This is a genomic window from Planktotalea sp. (assembly GCF_039984035.1).
Lineage (GTDB): Bacteria > Pseudomonadota > Alphaproteobacteria > Rhodobacterales > Rhodobacteraceae > Planktotalea.
Genome location: NZ_JBDWVM010000164.1, coordinates 1 through 5,165 on the forward strand (window position 1 = coordinate 1; position 5,165 = coordinate 5,165).

Here is a 5,165-nt window from a genome sequence, read left to right on the forward strand (position 1 = left end):
AGAGGGCAGGGAGCTGCTGTCCATTCCTTTGGCTGATATCGATCCGCGCGCAATGATCCGGGACCGTACACATATCGATGCGGATGAAATGGCGGAGCTTGTGGCGTCGATTGAGGCGCATGGAATGCGTCTGCCGATTGAAATTTATCGCCGCGAAACCGTGGGGCAGGGGGAGGCCCCGTTTGGATTGCTGTCGGGCTTTCGCCGTTATGAAGCGGTGCGCCAGATTGCAGGGCGCAGTGCTGATCCGAAGTGGCAGAACATCACCGCGATTGAACGTGATCCTGACGCGCTTGGCGGGGCGATCACGGCGATGGTGGAAGAGAATGAAGTGCGCTCAAACCTGTCGCATTACGAGCGCGGGCGCATTGCAGTGGTTGCCGCGCAGCAGGGTGTATTCAACAGCACTGAAGAGGGGGTTAACACACTGTTCGCTGTCGCTTCCAAAGCGAAGCGCAGCAAGATTCGCGCCTTTGCTTTGATCTTTGAAGAGTTGGGCGATGTGCTGATTTATCCCGAAGCTTTGAAAGAGCGCGATGGATTGCGGCTGGCGAGTGCGCTGCGAAACGGGTCGGACATCGCGTTGCGCGATTGTCTTGAGCGAGGGTCCTTTGAAGATGCGGAAGCGGAATGGGCTGCGCTAGAAGTGGTGATCGAGGCGCTCAACAGCGGGGCCGTTAAAGACCCAGCGAGGGGAGGGCGCCCGAGTAAGCGAGAGGCAAAGCAAGACGATTGGGAAGGGCTAACGAAGATATTGCCCTCGGGAATAACGCTGCGCTGCACCAGCGATTCCAACGGCCCTATGATCCGAATTGGCGGCGATGTGGATCGCGCATTTTTGGAAGAAACGCTGGAGCATTTGGCAGTGCTGTTTGAGAAGCGGAAGCCCTGAGGAATTTGATGTGGTGGGGTAGGGTGTTGTTGGTGGTTTTGAAATAACGATCATCTAAGGTGGGCGTGTAATTGACCACCTAGGACTGTTGATAAGCTGTGAAAACACCGACCTTCACTTCGTGGAGTTTAGCGAGTCGTCATTGCAAATGTTTCTACGGCGGCCACGCATTATTCACACAATCCATCTGCTCAGTTATGCTGTAGGATAAGATTGGCAAGTGAGATCAAAGGACTTGAAATGAAAGAAGGGTTTACCCCACTTATCTGTGCTTTGTTCATGTTGGTGTTTTGTGCATTCTTCTTTTACATTGATAGCGCACAACGCGCCGAAGCTGCTTTTTTGGCATCCGAAGTTGAGACCTTTTTGGAGAACCACAGAACTGTGAGTGCTGACCATCTCGTTGCACAACAGAAAGCGCGACAGCTAGAGAATTTAGTTCAAAGACCAAACCGATCATTTTTGGCCATGGCCTCATTGATCATTGCTGTCCAGTTTTTTCTAGCATTTTTCAAGAACGCTAAGGGGCGCAGAGTTTCGCAAAAAGCAGCGGAAATTTGGACCTGGCGGCCATAGTTCTTTGTCGCTTTGATAGTTTAGAAAAGCATCGTTTATGCATGTCGTAGTATTCGTCGCGATGGGCTCTTTTGATGACTCCCGTTGCGCGTCTTGATGTTTGATTAGTAGGGCAGGGGTGCTGTCCTAAAGGTGTGCGAATGGCGATTAGGGGCAAGTCACAAAACCAGCGTTTTCAAGACCCACATCAAAAGAGACTTTTAACATAATCTCGAAACCCCCTTGCTTTTTGCCGCGCGATAATAATGTGTAAAGAACTGTAAGTTTCGCGATAGGCGTTCCCTAAGAGAGCATGTGACAATGGAATCCAAAATTCGAAATATGGAAGAATTTGCCGCTGCCAGTGGAATTTCGCGCCCGACGATCTCTAAGTATTTTAACGATCCGGATAGCGTCAGAAACTCGACGCGCGAGAAGATTGAAGATGCGCTCAAGACATATGACTACCGCCCGAACGTCTATGCGATGAACCAGAACCGCAAGCTGACGCGGAACGTGGGTATCGTTGTTCCGTCGCTGTCCGATCCGTTCTTTTCCGAGATTGCGCGGAACGTTGAGCGACGGTGCATCAATGCCGGGTATCGCCCGACGCTGTTCAGCTCGCATGGTAATACAGAGCAGGAAATCGAGATTCTCGAAAACCTGCTTTCGATGAAACCGACGGGTTTGTTGATCGCACCGCTGGGGCGTCGCTCTGATGTTGCGGCGATTGAGAAGTTTAGCAAGGACGTGCCTACGGTTCTGTTCGATAGCCTTCTTGCGGATATCGGTTTGACCTTTAGTGGCTCTGACAATTTTCAGTTCGGACGCATGATTGTCGAATATCTGTGCCGTACCGGTGAGCCACCTTGTTTCTTTGAAATGAAGAACCCCTCCAACCCGAACGCCAACAAACGGCGCGAAGGATATATCGCGGCGATGGAAGCGCTAGGGCATGAGCCCAGAGTGGTGAGCGTTGCAGGCGAGGGATGGAATTTCGAAGAGATCGGCAGGGACGGGGGCTTTGAAGCGATAGATCGCAAGGCGTTTTCTACAAATACTGTTCTGTGCAGTAACGATCGTTTGGCGATTGGTTTGCTGGCGGCGTGTTTTGAACGCGATATGGTCGTCGGTCACGGGGAAAATTGTTCGATTCGAGTCGCTGGAATGGACGATCATCCCTTCTCAGAGTTCACATGTCCGCCTCTCACCACCATTGCGCAGGACTATGAGTCGATTTCTCGGTATGCGGTGGATAGCCTGTTCAATAGCATTGAAGGTGTTGAAATTGCTGAGAAAGTTTCGCTCTTTGAGGGTAAACTTATCATGCGGCGGTCTGCATAAATTTCATTAAAACTTGTCGCGTGTAAAATTTTTGTTGACCGCGCGGAAATAACGCGCCAATCTGATTCCAGTATTTTGGGAGGAAGATTAATGAAATCACTACGTAACACGGCTCTCGGCCTGTCTCTTGGCGTTGCAGCAGCTTCTGCTGGCTATGCGCAAGAGCTCACGATCGCGATCGTAAACAACGGTCACATGATCAACATGCAGAAAGTTGCGGAAGCATACACTGCGGACACAGGCGTTGCTCTTAACTGGGTATCCCTGGAAGAAGGCGTTCTTCGTGAGCAAGTAACGTCCGACACAGCGACAGGTGGTGGCCAGTACGACATCATCAACATCGGCATGCAAGAAGCTCCAATCTGGGGTGCAGCAGGCTGGATCGAAGCACTTGAGTTCGGCGCAGACTATGACGTTGACGACATGCTTCCAGCGATGCGCAACGGTTTGTCACACGAAGGTACGCTTTATGCTGCACCTTTCTACGGCGAATCTTCCATGGTTATGTATCGTAAAGACCTGACAGACGCTGCTGGCGTAACTGTTGCTGACAACGATTCATGGGACAACATCAAAGCCGCAGCGGCAGCGATGCACGACCCAGACAACGGCGTTTACGGTGCTTGCTTGCGCGGTAAGCCAGGCTGGGGCGACAACATGGCGTTCGTCACAACTGTTGTGAACTCCTTCGGTGGTGCATGGTTCGATGCAGAAATGAAGCCAGCGCTTGACTCAGACGAGTGGAAAGCTGCGATCAACTTCTACGTTGACCTGCTGGGCAACTACGGCCCTCCCGGTTCTGAAGGCAACTCCTTCAACGAAATCCTTGCTCTTTACAACGAAGGCAAGTGTGGCATGTGGATCGATGCGACTATCGCTGCGTCCTTCCTCGAAGTTGACGGTGTAGCATACGCTCAGTCTCCAAACGCTGGTAACCCAGTGGGCGCGAACTGGCTGTGGGCATGGGCAATGGCTGTTCCAACAGGTTCACCTAACTCTGAAGAAGCACACAAGTTCATCGAGTGGGCGACATCTAAAGAGTACATCCAAGCTGTAGGTAACCACCCAGACTTCGGTTGGGGCAAAGTTCCAACAGGTACGCGTTCATCCACGTATGCAATCCCTGAGTTCCAAGCGGTTGCGGGTTTCGCAGCAGCTGAGATGGCAGCGATTGAATCAGCGGCTCCAGAAGCAACAGACATCAAGCCTTACGTTGGTGTTCAGTTCGCAGCGATCCCTGAGTTCCCAGAAGTGGGTACAGCAGTAGCACAAGAAATCGCAGCGGCACTGTCCGGCGCGAAATCTGTAGACGAAGCTCTGGCGGCGTCACAAGCAGCAGCGGACGCAATCATGTCCGAAGCGGGCTACTACTAAGCAGTCGTTAACGACTAAAGCGAAAGGTCCGGGTGCGCACCGGACCTTTCCACCCAATCTCAAAAATCCCTTTTGTTCCGCTTGAATAAGGCAATATCGCTGCCGATCGCTGAACATTTCGCCTGATTTTTCCGACTTCGCCGAAATTTATGATTCGTAAAGGTGGCCCGAACTATGTCCGATAGAACGCTTCCCCGCATTCTCCAAACGCCAGCGGTCATCCTGCTGTTGATTTGGATGTTGGTCCCGCTCAGCATGACGCTGTATTTCTCTTTCATCCGTTATGTTCTTAACAGCTCTATTCGCCCTGAATGGACGACACCGGCGTTGAGCAACTGGCGTGGTTTTGGGAACTACGCATATGTTCTGAAAGCCAAGGATTTCTTGTTTGCCATTCAGAACTCAGTTCTAATTGTTGGCAGCATTTTGATCATTACGGTTATTCTGGGCCTCGGCATTGCTGTTCTCATCAACCGTTCTTTCCCGGGTCGCGGCATTGTACGTGTTCTGCTGATCTCGCCTTTCTTTGTTATGCCTGCGGTGAACGGTGTTCTTTGGATCAACATGATCCTTGATCCAGTTCTTGGCCTGAACGGTATTGCGGTCGGCGGTATCAACAACATCGTTAACGGTCTTAAAGACTTCCCGGTTCTAGGTGGCTTCTTCTCGCTTTGGCCCGAATTTGAGCCGATCTCGTTCCGTGCGACGCAAACCTCTGCTTATGCGGTTATCATGATGGTGGCTTGGCAGTGGACACCTTTCGCGGTTCTTATCTTTATGACGTCTTTGCAGTCCGAAGATGAAAGCCAGAAAGAAGCGGCGACGCTGGATGGTGCGAGCCCATGGTCACAGTTCATCAATCTGACGGTTCCACACCTTGCCCGTCCAATCGCGATTGTTGTGATGATCCAGTCGATTTTCCACCTGTCGCTTTATGCTGAGATCGAAATTGTCTCACGCGGCTCTGGTAACAAAAACCTGCCATACCTGATTGGTGAAT

At 51.5% G+C, this 5,165-nt stretch carries 5 protein-coding genes; all 5 read left to right on the plus strand.

All coding sequences use genetic code 11. From position 1 onward, the window contains the following. A partial coding sequence (locus ABJQ89_RS07385; protein ID WP_348495612.1) for a ParB/RepB/Spo0J family partition protein occupies nucleotides 1-892 on the plus strand: 892 nt, incomplete at its 5' end. A gap of 240 nt (nucleotides 893-1,132) precedes the next feature. Then, nucleotides 1,133-1,468 (plus strand): hypothetical protein, encoded by a 336-nt coding sequence (locus ABJQ89_RS07390; RefSeq protein WP_348495613.1) that lies wholly within the window; start codon nucleotides 1,133-1,135, stop codon nucleotides 1,466-1,468. 300 nt (nucleotides 1,469-1,768) lie between these two features. Continuing rightward, nucleotides 1,769-2,791 (plus strand): LacI family DNA-binding transcriptional regulator, encoded by a 1,023-nt coding sequence (locus ABJQ89_RS07395; protein WP_348495614.1) that lies wholly within the window; start codon nucleotides 1,769-1,771, stop codon nucleotides 2,789-2,791. A gap of 90 nt (nucleotides 2,792-2,881) precedes the next feature. After that, nucleotides 2,882-4,165 carry a sugar ABC transporter substrate-binding protein gene (locus tag ABJQ89_RS07400; RefSeq protein ID WP_348495615.1) on the plus strand — a complete coding sequence of 428 codons (1,284 nt, stop codon included), beginning with the start codon at nucleotides 2,882-2,884 and terminating at the stop codon, nucleotides 4,163-4,165. A 174-nt stretch (nucleotides 4,166-4,339) separates the two neighbouring features. Beyond that, on the plus strand, nucleotides 4,340-5,165 hold an 826-nt coding region (locus tag ABJQ89_RS07405; protein WP_348495616.1), incomplete at its 3' end, for a sugar ABC transporter permease.

Coding starts and splice junctions, on each gene's coding strand:
- ABJQ89_RS07390 (WP_348495613.1), top strand. CDS start 1,133: ATGAAAGAAGGGTTTACCCCACTTATCTGTGCTTTGTTCATGTTGGTG.
- ABJQ89_RS07395 (WP_348495614.1), top strand. CDS start 1,769: ATGGAATCCAAAATTCGAAATATGGAAGAATTTGCCGCTGCCAGTGGA.
- ABJQ89_RS07400 (WP_348495615.1), top strand. CDS start 2,882: ATGAAATCACTACGTAACACGGCTCTCGGCCTGTCTCTTGGCGTTGCA.